The 24,906-nt window shown below is 65.0% G+C and carries 20 protein-coding genes and 1 riboswitch; of the genes, 4 read left to right on the forward strand and 16 right to left on the reverse strand.

The features are described from left to right. Nucleotides 1–145: 145 nt before the first annotated feature. Complete coding sequence (msrA, locus tag ACB037_RS00190; RefSeq protein ID WP_371174742.1) at nucleotides 146–778, reverse strand: peptide-methionine (S)-S-oxide reductase MsrA; 633 nt, start codon at nucleotides 776–778, stop codon at nucleotides 146–148. 252 nt (nucleotides 779–1,030) lie between these two features. Here msrA and argA point away from each other — a divergent pair, with 252 nt between their 5' ends. Beyond that, a complete protein-coding gene (gene argA, locus ACB037_RS00195; protein WP_010674364.1) occupies nucleotides 1,031–2,359 on the forward strand; it encodes an amino-acid N-acetyltransferase in 1,329 nt (442 codons plus the stop codon). 109 nt (nucleotides 2,360–2,468) lie between these two features. After that, nucleotides 2,469–2,693, forward strand: a riboswitch (Lysine riboswitch). 85 nt (nucleotides 2,694–2,778) lie between these two features. Then, entirely contained in the window at nucleotides 2,779–4,131 is a 1,353-nt protein-coding gene (gene lysC / locus ACB037_RS00200; RefSeq protein ID WP_010674363.1) for a lysine-sensitive aspartokinase 3, read from the forward strand. Nucleotides 4,132–4,247: 116 nt separating this feature from the next. Here lysC and ACB037_RS00205 read toward each other — a convergent pair whose 3' ends face one another. Continuing rightward, complete coding sequence (locus ACB037_RS00205; RefSeq protein WP_010674362.1) at nucleotides 4,248–5,342, reverse strand: hypothetical protein; 1,095 nt, start codon at nucleotides 5,340–5,342, stop codon at nucleotides 4,248–4,250. 251 nt (nucleotides 5,343–5,593) lie between these two features. On the opposite strand from ACB037_RS00205, the gene ACB037_RS00210 reads away from it, so the two are divergent. Beyond that, nucleotides 5,594–7,864 carry an LTA synthase family protein gene (locus ACB037_RS00210; protein ID WP_336566327.1) on the forward strand — a complete coding sequence of 757 codons (2,271 nt, stop codon included), beginning with the start codon at nucleotides 5,594–5,596 and terminating at the stop codon, nucleotides 7,862–7,864. Nucleotides 7,865–8,343: 479 nt separating this feature from the next. Here the strand turns inward: ACB037_RS00210 and ACB037_RS00215 are convergent, their stop codons facing one another. The 6 genes from ACB037_RS00215 to ACB037_RS00240 form a co-directional block, all read right to left on the reverse strand. Next, nucleotides 8,344–8,661: a heavy metal-binding domain-containing protein gene (locus ACB037_RS00215; protein WP_010674360.1), complete on the reverse strand. Its 318-nt coding sequence runs from the start codon at nucleotides 8,659–8,661 to the stop codon at nucleotides 8,344–8,346. Nucleotides 8,662–9,039: 378 nt separating this feature from the next. After that, nucleotides 9,040–10,332 carry an NAD(P)/FAD-dependent oxidoreductase gene (locus ACB037_RS00220; protein ID WP_041212859.1) on the reverse strand — a complete coding sequence of 431 codons (1,293 nt, stop codon included), beginning with the start codon at nucleotides 10,330–10,332 and terminating at the stop codon, nucleotides 9,040–9,042. A gap of 74 nt (nucleotides 10,333–10,406) precedes the next feature. Further along, the gene (gene ycfP / locus ACB037_RS00225) at nucleotides 10,407–10,946 is read right to left on the reverse strand and encodes an alpha/beta hydrolase YcfP (protein WP_005331594.1); all 540 of its coding nucleotides are present in this window, start codon (nucleotides 10,944–10,946) and stop codon (nucleotides 10,407–10,409) included. Between the two features lie 184 nt (nucleotides 10,947–11,130). Continuing rightward, the gene (locus ACB037_RS00230) at nucleotides 11,131–12,939 is read right to left on the reverse strand and encodes a M3 family oligoendopeptidase (RefSeq protein ID WP_371174743.1); all 1,809 of its coding nucleotides are present in this window, start codon (nucleotides 12,937–12,939) and stop codon (nucleotides 11,131–11,133) included. A 78-nt stretch (nucleotides 12,940–13,017) separates the two neighbouring features. After that, the gene (locus ACB037_RS00235; protein ID WP_239053343.1) at nucleotides 13,018–14,808 is read right to left on the reverse strand and encodes a M3 family oligoendopeptidase; all 1,791 of its coding nucleotides are present in this window, start codon (nucleotides 14,806–14,808) and stop codon (nucleotides 13,018–13,020) included. Between the two features lie 169 nt (nucleotides 14,809–14,977). Beyond that, complete coding sequence (locus tag ACB037_RS00240; protein ID WP_102948307.1) at nucleotides 14,978–15,889, reverse strand: DUF808 domain-containing protein; 912 nt, start codon at nucleotides 15,887–15,889, stop codon at nucleotides 14,978–14,980. Between the two features lie 206 nt (nucleotides 15,890–16,095). Here ACB037_RS00240 and ACB037_RS00245 point away from each other — a divergent pair, with 206 nt between their 5' ends. After that, a complete protein-coding gene (locus ACB037_RS00245) occupies nucleotides 16,096–16,698 on the forward strand; it encodes a DUF924 family protein (protein ID WP_202043833.1) in 603 nt (200 codons plus the stop codon). A 55-nt stretch (nucleotides 16,699–16,753) separates the two neighbouring features. Here ACB037_RS00245 and ACB037_RS00250 read toward each other — a convergent pair whose 3' ends face one another. The 8 genes from ACB037_RS00250 to ACB037_RS00285 form a co-directional block, all read right to left on the reverse strand. After that, on the reverse strand, nucleotides 16,754–18,373 hold the full coding sequence (locus ACB037_RS00250) for a methyl-accepting chemotaxis protein (protein WP_371174744.1): 1,620 nt from the start codon (nucleotides 18,371–18,373) through the stop codon (nucleotides 16,754–16,756). 207 nt (nucleotides 18,374–18,580) lie between these two features. Then, nucleotides 18,581–19,495 carry a protein translocase subunit SecF gene (gene secF, locus ACB037_RS00255; RefSeq protein WP_029314368.1) on the reverse strand — a complete coding sequence of 305 codons (915 nt, stop codon included), beginning with the start codon at nucleotides 19,493–19,495 and terminating at the stop codon, nucleotides 18,581–18,583. Nucleotides 19,496–19,604: 109 nt separating this feature from the next. After that, nucleotides 19,605–21,407, reverse strand: a complete 1,803-nt coding sequence (gene secD, locus ACB037_RS00260) for a protein translocase subunit SecD (protein ID WP_042863668.1) — start codon at nucleotides 21,405–21,407, stop codon at nucleotides 19,605–19,607. Between the two features lie 148 nt (nucleotides 21,408–21,555). Beyond that, a complete protein-coding gene (locus ACB037_RS00265) occupies nucleotides 21,556–22,023 on the reverse strand; it encodes a hypothetical protein (RefSeq protein WP_041212852.1) in 468 nt (155 codons plus the stop codon). A 106-nt stretch (nucleotides 22,024–22,129) separates the two neighbouring features. Beyond that, nucleotides 22,130–22,990, reverse strand: coding sequence for a DUF6279 family lipoprotein (locus ACB037_RS00270; RefSeq protein ID WP_371174745.1), 861 nt, complete (start codon nucleotides 22,988–22,990; stop codon nucleotides 22,130–22,132). 51 nt (nucleotides 22,991–23,041) lie between these two features. Then, nucleotides 23,042–23,905 carry a phosphotransferase gene (locus ACB037_RS00275; protein ID WP_342040787.1) on the reverse strand — a complete coding sequence of 288 codons (864 nt, stop codon included), beginning with the start codon at nucleotides 23,903–23,905 and terminating at the stop codon, nucleotides 23,042–23,044. After that, on the reverse strand, nucleotides 23,895–24,491 hold the full coding sequence (gene lpoB / locus ACB037_RS00280; RefSeq protein WP_010674346.1) for a penicillin-binding protein activator LpoB: 597 nt from the start codon (nucleotides 24,489–24,491) through the stop codon (nucleotides 23,895–23,897). The genes ACB037_RS00275 and lpoB overlap by 11 nt, the downstream gene beginning before the upstream one ends. Then, on the reverse strand, nucleotides 24,491–24,889 hold the full coding sequence (locus tag ACB037_RS00285; RefSeq protein ID WP_010674345.1) for a YcfL family protein: 399 nt from the start codon (nucleotides 24,887–24,889) through the stop codon (nucleotides 24,491–24,493). Before ACB037_RS00285 ends, lpoB begins: the two co-directional genes overlap by 1 nt. Nucleotides 24,890–24,906: the final 17 nt, after the last annotated feature.

Here is a 24,906-nt window from a genome sequence, read left to right on the forward strand (position 1 = left end):
TGTCTGGTCTTGGCAACCATCCGTGGTCGCTACCCTGTTGGTCAGCCAGGGTTCAGTTTAGTTCCCCACCTGACGCATTTTTTTCAATTATTTTTCATCACAATGACACGGGGGCCTGATGGCCCCCGTGGTATGCAATGACGCCTCAGCGATTCAGGCTGGGAGGCAGGCAGACGCCGATGCCCCCCAGGCCGCAATACCCCTCGGGATTTTTCTCCAGATATTGCTGGTGATAATCCTCGGCATAGTAGAAGGGGGCCAGCGGCAGGATGCGGGTGGTGATGGTGCGCCCGTCACCGCTCGCCGTCATGGCCTGCTGGTAGGCGGCCAGGCTCTGCTGGGCAATAGCCTCCTGGGTGTCGTCCCCGACGAAGATGACGGAGCGATACTGGGTGCCGATGTCGCCACCCTGGCGCATCCCCTGGGCCGGATCATGGTGTTCCCAGAACAGCTTGACGAGATCCCCATAGCTGATGACCTTGGGATCGAACACCACCTGCACCGTCTCGGCGTGGCCGGTCAGGCCGCTGCACACCTCCTTGTAGGTGGGATTGGGGGTCAGCCCCCCCTGATACCCGGCGGCGGTGGAATAGACCCCGGGCTGCTGCCAGAACAGACGCTCCACACCCCAGAAACAGCCCATGCCGAACCAGGCAAGCTCCATCCCCTCGGGCCAGGGCCCCTGGGTCGGGTGGCCATTTACTGCGTGCACCTGGCCAATCTCCAGCGCTTCCCGCCGTCCCGGCAGCACCTCTGCCGGTGAAATAATCTGCTCCATATGCCCTGTCCTTGTATAAAACCCCGCGCAATGCGGCTGACGAAAAGGAACACCGAAGATATCAGGTTATTAGCCCGGATCAACCAGGGAGCGGCCCCCGGGGCGACCCTCCCGCCCTCGCCTGCGTCTTCCCCTCCCCGCCAGCACTGGTCAAAATGGCGACAAAAAAACACCGAGTCGATATTTAGTCTTGATTTGTGAATTTATTTTCATATATTGGGCGAATTGCTGCTTTTTTATGGAATGAAACACGTGCGTGAACGCGAACCCAGCCTGGTCCATGCCTTTCGGCAATCCACCCCTTATGTCAATGTGCACCGGGGTGCCACCTTCGTCCTGATGATCGGCGGGGAAGCCATTTGTCACCCCAATTTTGCCAACATCGTCAGCGACATCGCCCTGCTGCAGACCTTGGGGATCCGCCTGGTGCTGGTGTTTGGTTCGCGTCCGCAAAATGACGAGGCTCTGGCCCGCGCCGGCATCCAGGCCCAGTATCACAAGCGGATCCGGGTCACCGACGATGCCAGTTTCGCCATCATCAAGCAGGTGTGCGGCGGTCTGCAATACGACATCACCGCCCAGCTCTCCATGGGGCTCGCCAACACACCCATGCAGGGGGCCCGCATCAGCGTGGTGAGCGGCAACTTCGTCACCGCCCAGCCGCTGGGTGTGGATGACGGCATCGACTTCTGCCACAGCGGCCGGGTGCGTCGCATCGATGTGGAGGGGATCACCCGCCAGCTGGATCAGCACGGCCTGGTGCTCATCTCCCCCATCGGCTGCTCGGTCACCGGCGAGAGCTTCAACCTGAGCTCGGAAGAGGTAGCCCGCCGGGTGGCGGTGGATCTCAAAGCCGACAAGCTCATCTGCTTCAGCAGCACCCAGGGGGTCATGGACAGGCACGGGGAGGCCATCTCCGAGCTCTTCCCCGAGCAGGCCGAAGAGCTGCTGGTGGCGCTGGAGCAGGCGGGGGAAGAGATGTCAGGCACCGCCCGCTACCTGCGCGCGGCCATCGCCTCCTGCCGGGGTGGCGTGCCCCGCTCCCACCTGGTGAGCTATCAGGACGACGGCGCCATGCTGCAGGAGCTGTTCAGCCGCGAGGGGCTGGGTACCCAGATCGTGCGCGAAAGCGCCGAGCGGGCCCGGGCCGCCACCATTGAGGACATCGGCGGCATCCTGGACCTCATCCGTCCGCTGGAGGAGGAAGGGATCCTGGTGCGCCGCTCCCGGGAGCAGCTGGAGATGGAGATAGACAAGTTCACCATCATCGAGCGGGACGGCCTCATCATCGGCTGCGCAGCGCTCTACTGCTTCATGGAAGAAGCCATGGCCGAGATGGCCTGCGTCGCCATCCACCCGGAGTATCGCAACTCCAACCGGGGGGACACCCTGATCGCCAAGGTGGCCGAGCGGGCCAGGCGGCTCGGCATCCGTCGCCTGTTCGTACTCACCACCCGCTCCATCCACTGGTTCCGGGAGCGGGGCTTCGATCCCCTGGAAGTCGAAGATCTGCCGGTGGAGCGCCAGCGCTTCTACAACTGGCAGCGTCGCTCCAAGGTTTTGTCCAAGACCATTTCGTAACTGATTGATCTTGTGCCTGGTTACCGTCAATTTTGTTCTTTTTTACGAACTCGATTGACAGTGCAATCCAGACCAAGGTATTTGTACATGCACGCCACCTGTCACAGGTGGCACCAGAAGAGGAGCGCTGCCCAGGCAGCCCAGGGGAGGACACCAGTGTCCGGTGAACTTGGGTCAGGGGGAGCAGCGCCGAGACGAGGCGAGTGACTGGACACCGCCACGTCGGCTGCGGGGGCTGAATCCCCCGGGTTGTCATCGGTAGTGGTCATCCCACACCGCGCCCCACTTGGGGCGGGTACGGGATGGGCTCTGCAGGTGGAGTGCTTCTGGCCGGGATCCTCGCGTTTTCCTGCCATTTTGCCTCCTCCTCTCTATTTGCCCGATGAAACCGGATTTTCACCTTGAGACAGGAGTATGCAATGAACCCGATCAATGTCGCCAAGTTTGGCGGAACCAGCGTCGCCAATGCCGCGGCCATGAACCACTGCGCCGACGTGGTGCTGGCCAATCCGGCGACCCGGGTGGTGGTGCTGAGCGCCAGCGCCGGCGTCACCAACCTGCTGGTGAGCCTGGCTCAGGGTGAACTGGACGAAGCCGGACAGGATGCCCAGCTTGCCAGGCTTGCCGACATCCAGCTGGCCATTCTGGCCGCCCTTGGCAACCCGAGCGACGTGAGCGCCCTCATCCATGCCCAGCTCGGCGACATTCGCACCATGGCCCGTCAGGCCAGTCAGCACACCGACGCCGAACTCGCCGATCGCCTCATCGCCTGCGGCGAGCTGATGTCCACCCGTCTCTTTACCGAACTCCTGCACCAGCGCGGGGTCAAGGCCCAGTGGCAGGATGCGCGCCAACTGCTGCGCACCGACAGCCGCTTTGGCAAGGCCACCGTGGATCTCGCGGCGACCCGCGCCCTCTGCCAGCAGGCGGTGGGCCCGTTGCTGGGTGACAGCCTGGTCATCACCCAGGGCTTCATCGGTGCCGACGGCGATGGTCGCACCACCACCCTCGGCCGTGGCGGCTCCGACTACAGCGCGGCCCTCCTGGCCGAGGCACTGGACGCAGGCAGCATCGAGATCTGGACCGACGTGCCCGGCATCTACACCACGGATCCCCGCCTGGTTACCCGCGCCCGCCCCATCCCCGAAATCAGCTTCGTGGAGGCGGCGGAGATGGCCACCTTCGGCGCCAAGGTGCTGCACCCGGCCACCCTGCAACCCGCGCTGCGCCAGGACATCCCGGTGTTCGTGGGCTCCGCCAAGGACCCCGCCGCCGGTGGCACCTGGATCCGCGCCACCACCCGCAGCAACCCGCTGTTCCGGGCCGTGGCCCTGCGCCGCCAGCAGGTGCTGGTGACCCTGCACAGCCTCAACATGTTCCACGCCTACGGCTTCCTGGCCGAGGTGTTCGGCATCCTGGCCCGTCACCGCATCTCGGTGGATCTCATCACCACCTCCGAGGTGAGCGTCTCCCTGACCCTGGATCACACCGGCAGCCAGAGCAACGGCGAACCCATCCTGAACGACAAGGTGCTGGCGGAGCTCGGCCAGCTGTGCAAGGTGGAAGTGGAGACCGGCTTCGCCCTGGTGGCGCTCATCGGCAACCGCATGAGCGAGGCGGCCGGGGTGGGCAGCCAGGTGTTCGACGCCATCCGCGAGCACAACATCCGGATGATCTGCTACGGCGCCAGCGCCCACAACCTCTGCTTCCTGGTCAAAGAGGACGAGGCGGGCCACATCGTCAACTGCCTGCACCGGGAACTGCTCGACTGAGTCGCCCCGGCGCTGGCACACAACGAGCCTCCTCCGCCCCATCACACCCGGGGCGGCCTTCCCCACTCAGCAAAGAGGGGCGCCGCGGCGCCCCTCTTGTCACTCTTCTTCCACCATCAGCTGGTGACCAGGGTGGCCCGGGTGGGCAGCAGATTGGCCCGGATCTGCTCGCGCAGCCCTCCCAGCCGTTGCAGCAACCCGGCCTGACCGAGCCCCGCTTCGTCAGGGGCCAGATTGTCCACCAGGGCCGGGAAGTGCTCCCGTACCGCCTGCTCCAGCCAGTCGAGGCGGCGCAGGGTGAGCGGGCCGCAGCTCTTGCCGCTGAGATCATCCAGGATGTCGAGCCGATGGCTGCGGTACATGTCGCGCCACCAGTTGGCCGCCAGCGCCTCGTCGCTTGCCAGCGCCGCACTCCACTCCCCCACCAGTCCCTGCATCCGCGCCAGCACGGGGGCGCTCGCCCCCTCCCGCGACAGGTATTGCAGCTCTCCCCTGGCCCAGGCGAGGCAGAGCTCGCGCCAGCGGCGAAACAGCGGCAAGGGATCCGCCTCGTCCAGCCAGAGCCCGGAGAGGGTGCGGGTTTCCAGCCGCTCAGGCACATGGAAGTCGGGATCGGTGAGGCCGTTGGAGTTGAACTCGTGCAGGGGATCGAAGGGCCACATGTAGCCAAAATCGAACACCGAGATATGCTGGCCGTCATCCAGCAGGTTGCCCGGGCTCGGATCCCAGTCAAACCAGCCCCAGCGGGCCAGCTCCGCCTCCACCGCCAGCATCTGCGCCAGGTTGCGCTCGCAGAGCGTGCGCACCGGCTCCCCCCGCAGCCAGGGGGAGACCAGCACCCCGGCCCGGGCGGAGCCGAAACTGGTGCAGACCACGTTGGAGAGGATGGTGGGGTGCAGCTCCCGCAGGCTCTCTATCTCCCGGCGCCGCTCCAGCTCGGTGAGAAAGGCGGTCTTGCCGTCCACATTGGCCACCAGAGAGTCCTGGCGGCAGCGTTTCAGGCACCAGTGGTGCCCCTCCACCTTGAGATGGAACACCTCGGCGGTGAGCCCGTGACCGTAGACCTTGACGACGTCCGGGTGATCCTCGGTCAGCCGGACGAGCTGGGGCAGCGGCAGGGGGCAGTCCCGCTCCCGCCCGATCCGGATCTCTTCTTTGCTCTCCAGCATCTGGAGCAATCTGGCCTGACGCGCCGCAACTTTGGGATTCATACATGTACCTCCAACCGTTACTGAGAGACTAAACAGCGCCCCCCTCCCAGACCAGCAGCAAAGGCTCATGATGACGCTTTCATCACAGAATGAGTGCCCCTGGCAGATCGGGATCACAAATTGCTTCACTGTGCTCATCACGGAATATTCATCTTGTTGTCATTAAATTGACATCAAGGAACAAGCCACGCACCATCGGGTCAAAATAGAGGCAGTCGTCGCTGCCATGACCGCTCCAAGGATGAGCCCTTATGAATGCCCCCGTCACCGGCCACCGCCCCGCCTCCCAGCCCCTGGCCGGGCTGTTGCTGGGTCTGCTGACCGCCCTGCTGCTGCTGACCCTCGCCCTGCCGCTGCTCAACCCCGTCAGCTGGCTCGGGCGTGCCGCCCCCCTCATTCTGGGCCCGGCGGATCAGCCCATCGCTACCCTCAATCGCTACAGCCTGCTCTACAAAAGTGACAACCGGGGCTTCTATCTGGTGGTGCGCAGCCAGTGGCAACTGCTCAAACCCCTGCAGGAGGGGGACAAGGTGCGGGTGGAGCTGCTCAACGACAAAGGGGTTCGCATCGATCAGCTGAGCCAGGCGGTGGACAAGCGCCAGAAGTGCCGCAAGGAGCGCTGCACCCTGAGCCTCAACAGCGCCCTGCGCGCCCCCGACGACGCCCTGGACAGCCGCTACCAGCTGCGCATCGGGCTGCTGCTGGCAGACAGGCCGGAGAGCGCCGAATACAGCCAGATCCTCCAGACCCTGCCGGAGCGCGGTTTCAACCTCCTCTACCTGATGACCAGCCTGCTGCTGGTGCTGCTGGTGAGCGCCGCCGTGCTCAAGGCCCTGCTGCCGCGGCTGCGCCGAAGCTACCGCGCCCGGGTGGCAGGCAGCCTGCTGCTTGGCAACCTCACCTTCGTGCTGCTCCACGGCTTCGTGGTGTTCAAGCTGGGGGAATTCCTGTTCTGGTCGGGCTTTCGGCCCGAGCACTACTACCTCGCCTGGGGCAGCATGGTGCTGGGCTGGAGCCTCTGTGCCCTCGCAGGCTTCAGCCTCTATATGGGGCTGCTCTTCACCGCCCTCTCGGGCATCGGGCTGCTCGCCAACTTCATGAAGATCGCCATCTACGGGGTGCCGCTGGGGGGGGACGATCTGGGCAACCTGCTGGCCCTGCTGCACATCCTGCTCGATCAGCACCCTGTGGTGCCGGTGCTCGTCGTGCTGGGGCTCCTCTTTCTGGTGTGGCGCTTCGCCCTCTCCCGCTGGATCCTGCGGGGCTTGCTGCGCACCGCCGCCGCCACCGCCGCCTTCTTTGCCCTCTGCGTGTTCGCCACCCAGACCGGCAACAAGCTGCTCGGGGCCAACATCCGCTATGTGGACAGGGCGGTGAACTACCACAGGGACATCATCCGCGCCGGCCCCGGCCTCTACCTGTTCAACCTGGTGGACGAGATGCTGCAAAGCGGCAACGTGTTTCGCTACCCCTTGCAGATCAACGAGCGCACCCCGGAGCTGAGCCTGCCCGCCCAGCCCAGGGCTCCCCGCTTCGATCTGGTGATCGTGCTGCAATACGAGTCGCTCTGGCTTGACTGGCAGGGCCGTCTCTGCGCCCCCGCCCCCACCTTGAGCCTGCCCGCCAGCGTGGCCCAATGGCGCAAGACCATCCACTCCCCCACCACGGGGGGCATGACGGTGCTGGCGGAGTTCGAGATGAACACCGGCCTGCCGGTGGGCCTGCTCAAACAGGGGGTGGTGCCCTACTACTACCTCTCGGACCGGGTGCCCGGCCTTGCGCGCAGTGCAGCCCAAAGCGGCTACCAGACCCTGTTCGCCCACCCCTATGTGGAGAAGTTCTGGGGCCGCGCCAAGGCGATCCCGGCCCTCGGCTATCAGGAGCGCTGGTTCGATACCCGCTTCACCGCCCTCGAGCACAAGGGGCTCTATATCTCCGACGATGCCCTCATCGATCACCTGCTCAAACGCAGCAACCAGGACGATCAGCCCCTGTTCGCCTACGCGGTCACCATGCAGGGGCACGGCCCCTTCGACGGGGATCGCTACCGGGCCCAGCAACGCAGCGGCGCCTGCCCGGATCAGAGCCCGGCGGATACCCAGTTGCTCAATACCTACTACACCGGGGTGGTGGACGCCATGGCCTCCCTGGAGCGGCTGCTCAAGACCCTGGACAACTCCGGCAAGCGCTACCTGGTGGTGGCCTTCGGGGACCACCAGCCCTTCCTGATGTCGGCGGGCAAGGGTATCCACGGCGCCAAACCGCCACGGGATGCCAGCTACCAGATCCCCATGATGGCCTTCACCCGGGCCGGGGACGGGCTGGATCTCGCCCGCCAGTTCGACCCGGTGCGCCAGCTCTACCAGATGGGCCAAGCCACAAGGCAGCTGCTGGCGGGGGACCTCACCCCTATCCGGGACCAACCCCTGCTCCACCCGGTGCTCGGGGAGGAGAAAGGCTTCGACCCCTCCCCCCTGGTGCCGCAGATCCGCGCCAGCTTCCGGCCCGATGCATTGCCCTGATCGATTGAGACACGAGGGACACAGATCCTTGCAACACCTTCCGGCCCGATGCCCTGCCCTGATCCGCAGCGAAGTAGCAGACGACAAAGAGGTCGCCCGGGCGACCTCTTTTTATGGGCGGGATGCGAGTACAGTGCCGCCTGCACCTCGCCATGTTCGTCCCGACCTGGGCTCTGCGACCCCTGACAGGTCATTTTTTGTTTAGATATATCAAACGATAACTCATTATCGAATAGCAAAATTGAACAACTTTGCCGACCTTCAGGCCCTGTGCCCCCCCATGTTCCCGCACCTTCTCCGGGCCGGGCCATTTTCTCCCTCATTCCCGGCCAGCCCAGAGCCATCGGAGCGTTCGATACGTTCAGGCCTTGAGCCCCACTCACTTGCGCCCACCTTTGCGCGTCACACCCAACAAAAAGCCGACCTCGGGGTCGGCTTGTGACGGGGCGTTTGGCCATGCAGGGCCGGACGCTGGCGGGCTAGATCACCACGGCGGTGCCGCTGATGCTGACCATCAGCATGCTGCCGTTCTGGCCCACCACCTCGTAGTCGATGTCGATGCCCACCACGGCGTTGGCCCCCAGCGCCTGGGCACGCTCCTTGAGCTCCTCGAAGGCGATCTCCCGGGCCCGGGCCAGCTCTTTTTCGTAGGCGCCGGAGCGACCGCCGATGATGTCGCGGATACCGGCGAACAGATCCTTGAAGATGTTGGCGCCGAGGATGGCTTCGCCCACGACGATGCCGCGGTACTCGCGAATGGTCTTGCCTTCCAGGGTGGGGGTGGTTGAGAGGATCATGAGGTCTCCTGTGAGTTGGGCTGGGTGCGCGAAGCACCGTTGCCGTCATGGTAGCAAGGCGTTGGCCAAAGCATAAGCCCGGCGTGGCCAGGGGCTTCAAGCACAGCGCCCGCCAGGTTCATCAAGGTGCCATCCATACGGCCTGTGTCGTGCACTTACCCCCGCACAGCGACCTTGGGCTCCGGTGCTGGGGAGAGGGCTTCCGGGCCACGATGAAAGCGGGGCCTTGATGATGCAGACACGACGGCAGCTGCACCGGCCCTCTACTTCTTCGCCCTCAACTACGGCAGACGTTTCTAGCGTCGCCCCGCATCGGCCATAAAAAAAGGAGAGGCAAGCCTCTCCTTTTTGATGTTCGCAGCGGCAGCCGCCATGCACTCAGTGCAGCTTCATGCTCGGGCGCAGCACCCGGTTGATGCGGCCCACCAGCATGATGAGGCCGGTCTTGATGTAGCCGTGCAGGGCAACCTGGTGCATCCGGTAGAGGGAGATGTAGACGATGCGGGCGATGTAGCCCTCCACCATCATGGAGCCCCGCATCAGGTTGCCCATCAGGCTGCCCACGGTGGAGAAGCGGCTCAAGGAGACCAGGGAGCCGTGATCGTGATAGCGGTAGGGCTTCATCTCGCCGCCGTTCATCTTGGCCAGGATGTTCTTGAACGCCTGGGTCGCCATCTGGTGGGCGGACTGGGCGCGGGGCGGCACGAACTTGCCGTCCGGCTGCGGGCAGGCGGCGCAGTCGCCGATGACGAAGATGTTCTCGTCCCGGGTGGTCTGCAGGGTCTCGTGGACCACCAGCTGGTTGATGCGGTTGGTTTCCAGGCCCGCGATCTCCTTCATGAAGTCCGGCGCCTTGATGCCCGCGGCCCACACCATGAGGTCTGCTTCAATCAGCTCCCCATCCTTGGTGTGCAGACCCTCGGCGGTCGCTTCGGTGATCATGGTGGCGGTGCGCACGTCCACGCCCAGCTTCACCAGCTCCTGATGGGCGGAGCCGCTGATGCGCTCCGGCAGGGCCGGCAGGATGCGGGGGCCCGCTTCCACCAGGGTCACCTTGAGGCTGTCAGTGGTGAGGTTCTTGAAGCCGTAGGCGTAGAGCTGCTCCACCGCGTTGTAGAGCTCGGCGGAGAGCTCGACGCCGGTGGCGCCGCCGCCGACGATGGCGATCTTCACCTTGTCACCGGGCTGGTATTCGGTGGCGAACTGCAGGAAGCGGTTCATCATGCTGTTGTAGAAGCGGTGCGCCTGGGAGGGGCTGTCCAGGAAGATGCAGTGATCCTTGATGCCCTTGGTGTTGAAGTCGTTGGAGACGGAGCCGATGGCCATCACCAGGATGTCGTAAGCCACTTCCCGCTCGTTGACCACCAGGGCGCCGCTCTCGTCGTGGATGGGGGCCAGCACGATGCGTTTCTCGTCGCGCTTGATGTCGGTCAGGCTGCCGAGCTGGAATTCGAAGCCGTGGTTCTTGGCGTGGGACTGGTAGCTCAGGGCGTCGATGCCCGCATCCATGGAGCCGGTGGCCACTTCGTGCAGCAGGGGCTTCCACAGGTGGGTGCGATTGCGATCCACCAGGGTGATCCTGGCCTTGTTCTTCTTGCCCAGCTTGCGACCCAGGCTGGTCGCAAGCTCGAGACCGCCGGCGCCACCGCCTACAACGACAATATTCATCATGATGATTTTCCTTGGTTCCTCAAAACGAAAGGGAGCCATTGGCTCCCTAAAACGAAATCGGTTGACGTGATGGCTCAGGCTTCTTTGAAGGCCTTCATCCGTTGCAGATGGTGCGAGATGTTCTTGAACTTATGGGTCTCGCGCTCATCCCATACGATGTCGTAATAGTTCTTCAATTCACGTTCAGTGTCCCGATTATCGCGGATTTCATCCTGAACGGAAAGGATGCACAGGCAGTTTCCTGAATTTTTATTACGAAATTCGGTTACACACTTGGTGCCGATGTCCTCGTACTCTTCCGGCCTGTCGATCTTGCCCTGCATGTTCTCTTCCGGGTGCAGGTTGGGGTTGAAGACCACCTGCTTGATGCCGCACAGAAACCCGATCCGCTCGCTCCAGTAGCCACCCAGGCCCACGCCGCAGATGAGGGGTTTGGGATCGGTGCTCATGTCGAGCTGCTTCTTCACTTCCTTGAGCAGGTGGCTCATGTCGTGGCGGGGGTGAACCGTGCTGTAGTGCACGAAACGCACATCATCATCGATAAACTGCAACTGCAGCACTTTTTCATGATTGCCGGGGCTGGTGGCATCAAAGCCATGCAGATAGATGATCATGGACAAGACCTCAAAAACTGTGTCGGTTCTATCGAAACTACCCCAGCGACAGGGCCTTGCGCCACCAAAACATCCCACTTTCTTGCTTTGGATCACGCCCCTTCGGGCCACCAAACCGCACGTCGGGGCCGCTGTGGCAGCGCCATGCCCCGGCGGGACATGGCGCAAACCGGGTCTGGCGAGGTTAACTGCCGCACTGGGCGAAGCGCGCCACCGCCGCTTCCACCAGGGCCAGGCTCCCCTGCCAGAAGGCGGGTTTTCGAATGTCCTGCCCCAAATGCCGTTCGACCAGCTCTTCGGCGCTCATGCGACCGGTGTCTCGCAGCAGGGCGCGGTAGGCCTTCGCCCCCCCCGCCTCCCCTGCGGCCTGGCGGCTCATCAGCTGCTGATAGACCCCAAGGCTGAACAGATAGCCAAAGAGGTAGGGGTAGTTGTAAAAACCGAAGCCCGCGATGGAGAAGTGCGCCTTGGCGGCCCAGAACAGGGGGTGATAGCGGCCGAGGCTCTGCTCGTACCAGCGCCCCCAGGCCTCGTCGGTGAGCCCCTTGAGCCGGGCCGACGACACATAGCCCTGCTCGCGCTCGGCCACCAGGGCCCGCTCGAAGTCGAAACGGGCCGGGATGTTGACCAGGAAGGTGGCGGCGCCATCGGCATCCGCCCAGGCAATGGCCAGACGCTCCTCGGCGCTTCGGGCCTGCTCGTAGAGGGCGCTGCGCACCAGGGTCTCGGCGAAGATGGAGGCGGTCTCCGCGAGCGTCATGGGGTAGCTGCGCTGGCTCATGGGCAAGTCGCGGATGAGCCAGTTGTGCCAGGCGTGACCGAGCTCGTGGGCCAGCGTGATGACGTTGTCCATGGTGCCCGCATAGGTGATGAAGACCCGCGGCTCCACCGGCTCGGCAAACTTGGTGCAATAGGCCCCGGTGCGCCGGTTGGGGGTGGGGGCGGCATCAATCCAGCCGCGCTCGGCCATCATGCGGGCAAAGTCCCCCATCTCGGGGTCAAAGCGCGCGAAGGCCAGGGCGATGATGTCGACCGCCTCCTCGAAGGGGATCTCCCGGCGGCTGGCGGCAGGGGGCGGCGCAAAGAGATCCTCCGGCCCCAGCACCTCGAGGCCGAGGTGACCGGCCATCAACCCCAGGGCCCGCTGGCCCAGATGGCGGGCCTGCCAGGTCTCCGCCATCAGGGTATCCAGGGTCGCCCGCTCGATGTGGCTCTGGTGGCAGGAGAGATCCAGGGCATCGAGGCGCCGGTGTTTGCCGCGCTGGCGCGAGAGCTCCAGGCGCCAGCCGTTGAGGGCGTTGAGGATGGCTGCCACCGTCTCCTGCTCCCCTTCCCAGCCGGTGCTGATGGCATCGAAGGCCTCTTTGCGCAGGGCACGATCCGGGCTGGAGAGCAGGTTGCTCGCCTCTGCCAGCCCCATCTCGCGACCCGCGATCACCAGCCTTATCTTGCCCACCAGATCGTTGTAGAGGTTGCCCCAGGCGTGCAGGCCGTCGGTGCCAAGGCCGATGACCAGCTGCTCCGCCTCCACCGGCAGCCGCTGATCCTGCAGGCGACGCTCGTGGCGCAGCCGGTACCCCTCCTCCCCGAGCAGGGGGTCGGCCATCAGTTGCTCAAACTCGGGCGCAGGCAGCCCCAGCATCAGATCTTCAATGGGGGCAAGCGTCTTGAACAGATCCGCATTGAGGGCACGGGCCCGGGAGGCAACCTGCTTGGCGAGGGGATCCCGGGCGTCCTGGCTCCCCTTGCAGGCGGCCAGCACGGCGATGTTCCAGCCGATGTCGCGAATGCGCCGGGCCCGCAGGCGTACCTCCCTGAGGAAGTCCTGCAAGGCGCCTGGAGTGCGAGGAACCAGGGCCAGTCCCTCGATGAAACCGCTCAGCTCGGCCAGGCTGGCGCGGGCCAGGCTCATGTCCGCCTCGAGGACACAGCTGTCGAGGGAGGGGTAGATGTGATCATTTTGCCACTGCTGTGGATAGACTCGTTGTTGCATCGAACGCTCATCGTCAGGGACGGGCCTGGCCCGTCGTGAAATCCAGGTGGCCAGAGCCACCACCTTCGCGGGCAGGCTTCACACCAGCCGCTCGAGGCGCACCACCGCCTCTTCCACATAGCGCAGGCTCTCCTGCCAGAACCCGGGTTCGCGGATGTCGACCCCCAGGTGCTTCTCCACCAGCGCCTCGGCGCTCATGCGGCCGGTATCTCGCAGCAGGGCGCGATAGGCGGGCACAAACTCGCCCCCGGCCCGCGCATGCTGGGCATAGAGCCCCAGGCTGAAGAGATAGCCAAACAGATAGGGGTAGTTGTAGAACCCGGACTCGGCGATGGAGAAGTGACCCTTGCTGGCCCAGAACAGCTCGTCATACTGGCTGAGGGCGTCACCATAGCACTGCTGCTGCGCCGATTTCATCATCTCCCGCATCTGGCTCGCCCCCACGTAACCCGCCTCCCGCACCGTCACCAGGGCGCGCTCGAAGGCAAAGCGGGCGGGGATGTCGAGAAGCAGGCTCGCGGCACGCTCCCCGTCCAGCCAGGCGATGGCCCGGCGCTGCTCCACCTTGTCGGTGGCGGCCAGCAGGGCATCGCGCACCAGGATCTCGGCAAAGAGGGAGGCGGTCTCCGCCAGCGTCTTGGGGTAGCCCCGCTGTTCGAAGGGAAGATCCCGCAGCAACCAGCTGTGCCAGGCGTGGCCGAGCTCATGGGCCAGGGTGATGACGTTGTCCATGGTCCCCTCGAAGGTGAGGAAGACCCTTGGCTCGGGCGGATCGGCATACTCGGTGCAATAGGCGCCGCTTCGCCTGTGCTCGCTCGGGGCGGCATCGATCCACCCCTTGTCGGCCATCATGCGGACAAACGCCCCCATCTCGGGATCGAAGGCGACAAAGGCCTCCATCACCAGATTCAGCGCCTGCTCGAAGCCGAACTTGCCGTGTACGGCCTGGGGCGCCGGGGCAAAGAGATCCCAGGGGGCGAAGTCGGTGATCTGCTGGGCACAGGCCATGGCCCGCAAGGCGCGGCGCCCGAGCTCCCTGTGCTCCCCGGCCGCCGCCATCAGGGTCTCCAGGGTCGCGCCCGTGATGTGTTCCTGATGGCAGGTGACCTCGAGGGCATCCAGCCTGCGCCCCTTGCCGCGCTGGCGGCCGAGCTCGTTGCGCCAGCCGTTGATGGCGTTGAGAATGGCGGCCACCGTCTCCTGCTCCGCCTCCCAGGCGCCCTGGATGGCGTGCCAGGCACTGGCGCGCCGCGCCCTGTCCGGGTGGGCGAGCAGGTTGTCCGCCTGGGCAAGCCCCATGGGCACCCCCTCCACCACCGGCAGCAGCCGCCCCACCAGGTTGTCGTAGAGATCCCCCCACCCCTGCAGGCCGTCTACCGCCAACCCCTCGATGAGCTGCTCGCTCTCGAGCGAAAGCCACTGATCCTGCAGCGCTCTGTCGTGATGGATCTGGTAGGCGAGCTCGAAGAGTTCGGGGTCTTGCAGCAGGGTGCGCACCAGTGACTCGGGGGCACGAACCCAGAACAGGTCCACCGGCTTGCTGCGCTGGGCCAGGATCGCCTCCAGCTGCTGGCCCCGGGAGAGCAGTACCCGGGCCTCCTCGTCGCGCCCGTTCTGGCTCAGCCGGTTGTAACCATAGACCTGACTGTTCCAGGCCAGGCTCTTCACCCCGTTGGCCTCGCGGCGGATGGCCCGCAACAGGTGGCGCAGGGCATTGGCATCCGCAACGGGATGGGCGGGATCCGGCAGGTCCGCCAGGAGGGCGTCAAGCCGGGTGAGGGCACGGGCAGCCTCCTGGAAGGCGGCCTCGATGGCAGGATCGTCGGGGGCGGCATAGATGTGATCATCTCGCCAAACGGGTGGTTTCATGGTTGTCCTTGTCTGTTTGCGTCCATATCGGGTCACCCCGCCTCTGCGGGCGGGTGAAACCGGATAGTACGAAGGGGGCCAGGCACTTGCCTAGCCCCCATTCGAGGCAACCAGCAGAAGAGCGGCCCCGGGTGCGACGGCCCCTGTCGGCCCTCCCCCGACAAGCGATCTATTTGGCGGGCTGAAGCCTGCTCACCAGGGTCATGGCCACCACCAGCACCAGCCCTGCCACCACGCCGGCCAGGGCGCTCAGCAGGGTGGGCGTCACCACGGCCAGTACCCCGCCGACCCCGGGCAGGGCGGCCACCGTGTCCGCCGTCCCTTCGATGAGATGATGGAGGAAGGGCCAGCCATGGACCAGAATGCCGCCGCCGACCATGAACATGGCGATGGTGCCCACCAGGGCAAGCAGGTGCATCAGACGGGGCGCCGTCACCAGCAGCCCCTGCCCCACCGCCCGGCGCACGGCGCCGCCATCGGGCTTTTGCAGCAGGTGCAGACCGATGTCGTCGAGCTTGACGATGAGCCCCACCAGGCCATAGACCCCGACGGTCATCAGCAGGGCGATGCCCGCTACCACGGCGATCTGCAGGCCCAGGCTCGACCCCTGCACGGTGCCGAGGGCGATGACGATGATCTCCGCCGAGAGGATGAAATCGGTGCGAATGGCCCCCTTCACCTTCTGGCGCTCATAGGCCGCCAGATCCTCGGGCACCGGCGCCGCCTGATGCGCCTCCTCCTCGTGGGGCAGGAACTTGTGGACCAGCTTCTCCGCCCCCTCGAAACAGAGGTAGGCCCCCCCCAGCATCAGGAGCGGGGTGATGAGCCAGGGGATGAGGGCGCTGATGGCGATGGCGGCAGGCACCAGGATGAGCTTGTTGCGAAACGACCCCTTGGCCACCGCCCACACCACCGGCAGCTCACGCTCGGCCCGCACCCCGGAGACCTGCTCTGCATTGAGGGCAAGATCGTCCCCCAGCACCCCGGCCGTCTTCTTCGCCGCCACCTTGGTCATCAGGGCGACATCATCGAGCACGCTGGCAATATCATCGAGCAGGGTCAACAAACTGGCTCCGGCCATATCTGGCATTCCTTCTATTGAGTGGGACACATCCGGGCTGCCCCGGTCAGGGTGATGAGGGGGTCAGGGGATCACGGGCCCATCCGGGGATCACCCTTTGGGGCAAAAGATGGCACAGTGTAACGGGAAGCCGCCACGGCGGCAGCCCCCCATGGCAGATCCCCTGCTCCGTTTTCACCTCACGGCCACCGGCCCAAGGAGTTCCCATGCAACCCTGGCAACCTCTGCTCGATTTCTGGTTTGGCGATGACGCAGACGACGCCCCCCGTGCCGCCCGTCAGGCCCCCCTCTGGTGGGGCAAGAGCAGCGAGACCGATGCCCTGCTGGCCTCACGCTTCGGCGAACTGGCGGCCCGTGCCGCAGCGGGCGAGCTCGCCCGTTGGGAGGACGATCCCGCAGGGCGCCTGGCCCTCATCCTGCTGCTGGACCAGCTGCCGCGAAACCTTCACCGCCACACCCCCGCCGCCTTCGCCCAGGACGACAAGGCCAGGGCACTGTGCCTCAAGGGGCTCACCCTCGGGGTCGACAAGGGGCTCTCGCCGCTGGCCCGGGTCTTCTTCTATCTGCCCCTCGAGCACGCGGAGTCCAGAGAGCAGCAGGCCAGAAGCGTCGCCCTGTTCGAGGCCCTGGCCGACGAGCAGGCCACAGACCCGGCTCGGGCCACCTTCGAAGGCTTTGCCGACTTTGCCCGGCGCCACCAGGTGATCGTCGATCGCTTTGGCCGCTTCCCCCACCGCAACGCCATCCTGGGCAGGGCGAGCACGGAGGAAGAGGCCGCCTTCCTGCAACAGCCCGGTTCGGGGTTCTGACATAAAAAAAATCCCCGCCATGGGCATGGCGGGGAGAGAACATCCGATCCGCGCATCACTGGATGCGATAGCGGGAGATCTGCTGGTGGATATTCTCCGTGGTCACGTTCAGCTCCTCTGCGGCGGCGGAGGTCTCCTCCGCCGTGCTGCTGGTCTGCTGCACCACCTGGGCTATCTGCTCGACCTGGAGGGCGATGGATTCCGCCGCCGAGGTCTGCTCGCGGATGGCCAGGGTGATCTCGCCGACCTGATCCATGACGCGATGGGAGGCCTGGCGGATCTGGGTGATGATGGCCCCGCTTTCCGTCGCCATGGCCACCCCTTGCGCCACCTTCTCCTCCACCAGGACCATTCTGGCCACCGTGGCCTCGGACCCTTGCTGGATAGCCTCCACCGTCCTTGAGATCTCCTGGGTCGACTGGGCCGTCCGCTCCGCCAGCTTGCGCACCTCGTCGGCGACCACCGCAAAGCCGCGTCCCTGCTCACCGGCCCGCGCCGCCTCGATGGCGGCGTTGAGCGCCAGCAGGTTGGTCTGCCCCGCCACATCGTTGATGACGTTCACCACCCCACCGATGCGGGAGATCCCCTCCCCCAGCGCCGTCACATCGCGGGAGGCCTGACGAATGGCGTCGGCGATGTCGTTGATGGCGAGCACAGTGCGCTCTATGGTGGCCCCGCCGTCACTGGCGAGCTTGCCGGATTCATTGGTGATGCGGCTGGTCTCCTGGGTGCGCTGGGAGATGTCCGTGATGCTCACGCTCATCTCCTCCACCCCGGCGGCGATAAGGCTGGTGGCGTCATTGGCCTGACTCGCCGACTCCGCCATGTGCTGGGCCGCCTGGGAGAGGGACTCTGCCGTGCTCTTGATCTGCAGGCTGCCCACCGAGAACTCGGTGAAGGTCTGCTGCAAGGTGTCCAGCAGGCGGTTGACCGCCGTCAGCGTCTGGCCGATCTCGTCCTGCTGGCTCACATTGGCCCGCAGGGTGAAGTTCAGGTCGCGCTGGATCTCGGACAGGGTCGCCATGGCCAGACGGAGGGGATTGGCGACCTGCCTGAACAGCCAGAGAAAGAGCACCAGCGTGAGGGCACCCGTGCCCACCGAGATGAACAACAGGGCCTGCATGCTGCTATCGGCATTCTGCTCGCCTCGCAGCTTGACGGCGTCACCTTGCTGGATGTTGAAGTGGACGTGCTTGTCGATGGCCTGGGAAAGCTGCTCAAACAAGGGGGCAAGCTCCTTGTCGATCGCCTCTCTGGCCTCCACATTCTTGTTCGCGCGGGACAGGCGCAGGACGTCTTCAGAGGCCTTGCCGTACTGGGCAACCAAGCGCCGATCATCGGCGACGAGCTGCCTGTCCTCCTCATTGGAGATCATCCCGCTTTCATACTGACTCAGCAGGGCGTCCATCTTGGTGTGAAGGGATGCAATGCTCTGCTCTATCTGACTCATCTTGCCGTCGTCGGTGTTGAGCACGTGCGCCTGGATAAATGAATGCAGGGCGTAGAAGTCTGTCTGTATCTCCTTGATCGTGGAAATGCTGGGGACTGTGTTGTCTGTTACATAGCTGAGATCCGCATTGGCGGAGGAGAGTCTGCTGATGCTGAACCAGCTGAGACACCCCAGGGCCAGCATGACCAGCAGGGCAATGAGTTGAAGCCGACGAGCGATATTCATGAGTGCTTACTCCATCCATAGACTCCCTGCCAGTGTAGCCGAAGCGGGCCCCGAAAATAGCGCCTAAAACATGCATTTCATTACACTTTTCAACTTCTGCTCGGCCGCATCACACCCGCCGCCCCAGCCCGGCCTTCGGGACCGCCGCGCCCCCTCTGGCAGAATGGAAAAAGGAAGGCATTCGCCTTCCTTTTTTGCCCGGGGCGGTCACGCCGCCTCGGCCAGCTCCTCCTCTTTTTTCTGGTAAGCCTGGGGGGAGAGCCCCAGCAGCTCCTGCACGGTGGAGGCCACCGTGATGGAGGAGAGTGTCCCCACCAGGATGCCGGCGAACAGGGTGAAGGAGAAGCCGTAGAGGGCGTCGCCACCGAACAGGAGCAGGGCCCCCACGGTGAAGAGGGTGGTGCCCGAGGTGATCATGGTGCGGCTGAAGGTGGCCTTGATGGCCACGTCCGAGCACTCGTGGATCCCCATACGGGTACGCGACCCCAGCAAGTCCCGCAGCCGGTCCGAGATGACGATGCTGTCGTTGAGGGAGTAGCCTATCACCGCCATCAGGCCCGCGATGACGTTGAGGTCGAACTCGATGTCAAAGAGCGCGAGCAGCCCGATGGCCACCAGACCGTCGTGCAGCACCGACACCAGGATGCCGATGGCCTGGCGCCACTCGAAGCGCACCGCCAGGTAGGCGGAGATGGCGAGCGAGGCCACCAGCACCGCCAGCATCCCCTGCTGGAACAGCTCTGCGCCCACCTGGGGCCCGACGATGGTGGTGCGCAAGAGCTCCACCGGCAGGGCGAGTTGCTGCCCCAGCATGGTCGCCAGATCTTCCGCCGCCCAGGGCAGCGCGTGGGGGGGCAGCTTGATGAGCCACTCGCCGGGCACACCGGCGCCGTGCAGCTCCACCACACCCGCCAGGGGCGCCGTCAGCAGGGCGTTGAGCTCATGGGCCTCCTTCAGGGTCTGGATGCGAAACTCCAGCAGGATCCCGCCGGTGAAATCGAGCCCGAGGGCGAGTCCTTTTGTCGCAAGGACGGCCACGCAGGCCAGGGTCAGCAGCACGGAGGCCCACAGCCCGATATAGCGCCAGCGGGTCAGCCCCATGGCCAGGATCATTCTCAGCATTGTTCTTCCCTCGACGTCAGGTGGTACAGGCTTCCCGGCAGGAAGCGGTCGGTGCGCAGGTCATGCAGACTCACGGGCGCGGCGTCATGGTGATGAAGTCGGCTCATGGTCATACCCTCAGCAGCTTGGCGCGGCTGTTGCCCCACAGGGGGTTGATGATGGCGCGGGTGCCCCAGATGCCGGTCACCATGCTGGAGATGAGCCCCAGGATCAGGGTGATGGAGAAGCCCTGCAGCGGCCCGGAACCGATGGCATAGAGCACCACGGCGCAGATGAGGGTGGTGATGTTGGCATCGAAGATGGTGCGAAACGCCGAGCGATAACCAAAGTCGATCGCGTTGGCCAACGAACCCCCTTCCCGCAGCCGGTCCTTGATCCGCTCAAAAATCAGCACATGGGTATCCACCGCCATGCCGACGGTGAGCACCAGACCGGCGATCCCCGGCAGGGTCAGCACGGCCCCCGGCAGCACCGCCAGCATGCCCACCTGCATCAGGAGGTTGGCGACCAGCGCCGTGATGGCGACCCAGCCGAACTTGCGATACCAGGCCATCATGAACAGCATCATGCCCGCCATGCCGAACGCCAGGGCGGTGAAGCCCGCCTCGATGTTCTGCAGACCCAGGGTCGGGCCTATGCTGCGCTCTTCCAGGATCTTCAGCGGCGCGGTGAGGGCCCCGGCCCGCAGCAGCATGGCGAGCTCCTGGGCCTCGGGCAGGCTGCCAATCCCGGTGATGCGGAACTGGTTGCCAAGGGCGGTCTGGATGGTGGCGACGTTGATCACCTCGCTTCGGGCGCGCAGCTTGCCTTCGGCGTTGGTCTTGTACTCGGTGAAGACGGTGGCCATGGGCTTGCCCACGTGCTGGCGGCTGAACTGGTTCATCTTGCTCCCCCCCAGGGTGTCGAGCACGATGTTGACCTGGGGTTGCCCCATCTCCCCCATGTTGGCGCGAGCATCGACGATGTGCTCGCCGCTCAGCACCGGCTGGCGGGCCAGCCCCACCGCCTGGCCGCTGCGATCCGCCATGAAGAAGCGGCTGTCGGCCTTGGCTTCATAGAAGGCCAGGGATGCGGTGGCGCCGATCACCTCTTTCGCCTGCTTGGGGTTGTGCACCCCCGGCAGCTCGATGCGGATGCCGTCCTGCCCCTGACGCACCACCGAGGCCTCGACGATGCCGAGCTCGTTGATCCGCTTTTTCAGGATCGACAGGTTCTGGGTCACGGCGTTGTTCACCAGCAGGGTGCGCTCGGCGTCGCTCAGCACCAGGGTCAGTGCATTGCCGGAGCGGCTCAGTGTCCACTGATCCTGGCGGGTACCGGCACTCTCCTTGATGATGGAGAGCCAGGCCTCCTGCCCCGTCACGTCGGGCAGGGTGACGGCCACGCTCCCCTGGGCGGTGCGCATCACGCTGGCGCCGCGCAGGTTGGCCTCGCGAAAACGGGTGCGCAGGGTATCCACCAGGTTCTTGGTCTGGTTGTCGATGACGAAATCCACGTCCACCCCGATCAGCAGCTGGGAGCCACCGCGCAGGTCCAGCCCGAGCTTGATGGGGTCGGCGCCGAGCCGGCTGATCCAGGCCGGGGCATTGGAGTAGAACTCCAGGGTCAGGGCGGCGCTGTCCAGCCCCTGCTGCTCCAGCAACTGCTTGGCCAGTTGCTGCTCCCCCTGGCTGGCGAACACCAGCGCCATCCGGCCACCCTGGGCGATCTGCTTGAGGGGGTCGATGTGGTTCTCGGCCAGCAGGGTGCGCTGCGCGTCGCTCAGGCGCGACTGGCCGTGCAGACCGAGGGAGGGCTGCTCACCGAAGAAGGTGGGCAGGGAATAGAACGCGAACGTGACCAGCATCAGCAGCAACAGGGCGTACTGCCACAGGCTCATGCGGTTCAACACGGTATGACTCTTTTTTCTCATGAAATCGGCCTCTGTCAGGCGATGGCAAGGGGCGACACCGGGGTCGCACCGTGCAAAAAAATGAAACAAGACAGCCTAGCCGTTCACTAAAAGTGAACAGCAACAGAGAGAAGATGAGGCAACAGGTGGCAAACTGACCCCATCGGGATCAGGCGAGGAAGCTCTGGGCGAAGCGGTACTGCAGATGCCGGCGCTGCAGGCGGCGCCTGTGAATGCCGGCGAAGTGATCGCGAAAGCTCGTCCCCGGGTAGAAGAGGGCGGCATAGAACAGCAGGCCGCACAGCAGCAGCAGGATCGCCTGCTGGGACCAGCTCATCACCAGCTCGTAGACCACGCTGCCGGGCTGATGATCGCGGCTCAGGGAGTGCTCGAGGCGCAGCAGGTGATTCTGGTGGGAGCCGACGAACTTGACGATGCCATCGTCACTGCCGCTGACGCCGTGGGCCGCCGGGCTTGCGTCGGCAGGTGCCGCCCCCTCCGCCAGCGAGTGGGCCTGCTGGGCCGAGGGCTGGAACGCGGGTACCTTGACCCCCTCCACCGAGAGGGTAGAGAACAACAGTGCGAGGGTGATGAGCAGGGTCATCGCCGCCAGTTTCACGTTGTCGGTCAGGTTCAAAAGTTAATTCCCACACAATAGAAAGGGCAAGCTACCACAGCCTGCCCCACAAGAACAAGGGCGGCAGGCCCGGGGCCCGCCGCCCTTGTGTTGTCTCACCGCGTCCTCAGCGGCTGCGGGTCATGCCCTCGAAGTCTTCGGCATAGTCCTTGAGCAGGGTGTAGAGGTGGGCCCGCTGGGAGAGATCCATGGAGTGGCTGAGATCGCTCAGCCACTGGATGGTGCGCTGGCGGGACTGGTCCGTGTAGCCGGTGAAGCGGCCATCCATCAGGCCGTCCCCCTGCTGGAGCAAGCGGGTCAGCTCCTGGCCGAAATCCGGACTCTGGCGCTGTTTCATCAGCCGATCAAGCTCCTTGGTCCAGGCCTCCTGGAAGTCGAGCCAGGGGGCCATCATCTCGTATTGCCACTCGGCCCACTGGGCAATGAGCGGCTCCTGGGCCGGCTTCACCTTGCCAATCCAGAACACCAGGCGCTCGTTCATCTTCTCCCGAAAGCCCTTGATCATCTCGGCCTTCGACTGGGTGGCAAAATCGTGCTGGCGCTCCTGCTGGCGCTTCACCCGATCGGCCATGAAGCGAGCCACCTGCTCGTCAGTCAGGGTCTTGGCGAGGCGCACCGTGCGGGGAATGGCATTCTCCAGAGTACGGGTCAGGCTCGCCTGGGTTCTGTCCAGATGCAGGGTCACCTGGGCCGGGGTCATGGGGCTGGCCACCGCCTTGGCCAGGGCGTCGAGATCCCGGGCATAGATGGGCAGCTCATGCTGCCGGTGCCAGGCCATCAGCCCCTTCACCTCCTGGTCCAGCAGCTTCTTCTGGCTGCGATCCAGGGAGAAGTAGTCGTCCAGTTGCCAGACGATGGCCGAGTCGAGCCAGTAGTAGATCACCCGGGTGGCGCAACCCGTCAGCAGCAGGCAGAGCAGCAGCAGGCTCCAGCTACGCGGTTGACGCCATGAGAATGTGGTCACCATGCATGCCTCCCATTCATTGAATACACGCGTCGCGCGGGCCGTTGCCGGGCATCACTCCAGGCGCTGGCGGTTGATGTCGATCAGGGCCTGATACTCGGGCCCGGGTTGCTGTTCGGCCATCAGCAGCGCCCACAGCAGGCCGATGTAATCGACCCAGGGCAGGAAGGCGTCGGCCTGGAATCCCCGGGGCCCCAGCCCCGTCGGTGCCCCGTCCATGGCTTCAAGATAGCAGCTCTCCAACTGGCACCGCTGCTCTTCGCTCCAGCCGTGGGTGCGCTGAATGCTGGCGACCTCGAACCCCGGATGGCCGGCGGCGCCGTACTCCCAGTCGATGACCCAGGGCCGCGACCCCAACAAGTTAGCCGGATTGAGATCGTGATGGCAAGGGAGCCAGCAGTCGTCCGGCTCCCGGCTCGCGAGCAGGGCCCGCTCCAGGGCGGGCAGCCAGGGAGGGATATGGGCCAGACGCTGCCGATAACCGCCGCTGTGGGCCCGCACCGCCATCACCACGGTCGGCACCGGCAGGCGGTGCAGCCGCACCAGCACATCCGCCATCAGGCGGGGTTGCGCGGCGAGAGGCGGCGCCTGCTCGGCCCAGTTGGGTTCGTCGCACCACGCCAGCAGCATCAGGCCGGTGGCGGGATCGCCGTGATGACAGGGCAACGCCAGCCCCTGCCCCACCGCCCCCTGGTAGAGCTGCCACTCGGTGGCCCGGTCGATGCCAAGGCGCACCGGATCAGGATGACCGCGGCGCAGGAAGGCCTGCTCGCCAGTGGGGAGGCTGAGCCGGTAGTTGCCGTTGGTCAGGCCCTGGCCAAGTGGCTCAAGGCGCCCCTGATCCCAGGGCGCCGGCAGACTGGCGAGGAATGCCAGCTCCGCCAGATCCCCCTGCCCCCGCGGGTCCTCACCAGCCAAAGGTGGACTTCTTGGCCTGTTTGCGGATCTCTTTCTGATCGGCCCACAGCAGTTCGCCGTTCTCCACATCCATCAGGTTCATGGTCATCTGGTAGTAGACGTCCTTCACCTTGCCGTTGTCCTTGACGATGCTGGCGAGGTTGCCATAGACCATGTAGCGGGCACCGGTCTGCTTGCCGAGCCGCACCATGGTGGCGGGATCCACCATGCCGCTGCCCTGCTGGTATTCGAGCTGCTGCTTGACCGCCGCCACCTTGCTCATGTCCACGAAGCGGAACTTGCCCGAGCGCAGCAGCTTGGTGCGGATAGTGTCGGTGATGGCCTCGGTGTCGATGTGCTCCGAGGTCTTGTTGCGGATGGAGTCCATGAACATCACCGGGCGGCCCCCGGCGGTGATCTCGCTGGTGGCCGGGGACGCCAGCATGGAATCCGCCATCTTGTCGGCGATGGCCTGCAAGTCGGAGGAGCCGTAATCGACGGTCACCGTCTCGGTCTCGGTGGGATCGCCATAGCTGACGGTGGTGCTGGAGCAGCCGCCCAGCAGCAGGGCGCCGGTCAGGATCAGCAGGGCATGATTCATTTTCATCAGTAGGATTCCTCCATCACTTCGCGAACGTAAATCCGGTAACCCCGTGCAGCCGGGCTCGGCGCCAGGGCGGACAGGGTACGGGTCTGGTAGCCATGCAACTTGAGGGGGGTCCAGCCGCGGCCATCGCTGGCCACCTCCTGCCCCGCGTCGTCATACCAGTAGAAGAGATATTGCAGCGTGTTGTCACCACGCTGGGTGCTGGCCGCCGCCACGTTGACCTGCAACAGGCCGTTCTGCTGGCGCCGGCTGAGCTCGGTCAGGGTGACGTTGACGTTTTGATGCTGCTCGGCCACCGCCGCCGCACCGGCCGCGCCATAGAGCGCCACGCCGGAAGTATTGGTGGCACAGCCCGTCAGCAGCAGAACCAGGCCCAGGGCCAACCCTTGTGCTTTCATCTTGTTCTCCTTGCCGG

This window comes from Aeromonas sp. S19(2024), assembly GCF_041402625.1.
Lineage (GTDB): Bacteria > Pseudomonadota > Gammaproteobacteria > Enterobacterales > Aeromonadaceae > Aeromonas > Aeromonas caviae.